Here is a 554-nt window from a genome sequence, read left to right as displayed (position 1 = left end):
TTTGCTGTATCGGGCAAATTCTGAAAGAATGAAGGCAATGTAAATATCTATAGACGGGAAATTAGAGAGTGATAGATTCTGACGGTTTCAGATTAAATGTCGGAATTATTCTCGCAAACGAATTTAATGAGGTACTTTGGGCAAGGCGAATCGGACAAAATTCTTGGCAGTTTCCGCAAGGTGGAATCAAAGTTGATGAGACTCCTGATGAAGCACTTTACCGTGAATTGAATGAAGAAATAGGTTTGCAGCCTTCAGATGTACAGATTGTGGCCAAAACAAAGGGTTGGTTACGCTATCGATTACCCAAGAAAATGATTCGCCATAACTCCTTACCGTTATGCGTCGGACAGAAACAAAAGTGGTATATGTTACGCATGCTGAGTGCTGACTCAAGCATATCTGTAGATCGGAACGTGAGCCCCGAGTTCGATCGTTGGCAGTGGGTAAGTTATTGGTATCCGCTGGGTCAGGTTGTCTCATTTAAGCGAGAGGTATACCGAAGAGCAATGAAAGAGTTATCAACTGACTTATTTAAGAACTAAGCCACCTAT

Annotated in this window: 1 protein-coding gene; it reads left to right on the top strand. The window is 41.9% G+C overall.

Annotation, left to right across the window (positions count from 1 at the left end):
* Positions 1-68 precede the first annotated feature (68 nt).
* Positions 69-545, top strand: a complete 477-nt coding sequence (locus tag A3761_RS03295) for an RNA pyrophosphohydrolase (RefSeq protein ID WP_068509047.1) — start codon at positions 69-71, stop codon at positions 543-545.
* Positions 546-554: the final 9 nt, after the last annotated feature.

It is taken from the genome of Oleiphilus sp. HI0123, from assembly GCF_001635315.1.
This window is presented reverse-complemented; position numbering and strand designations above follow the sequence as displayed.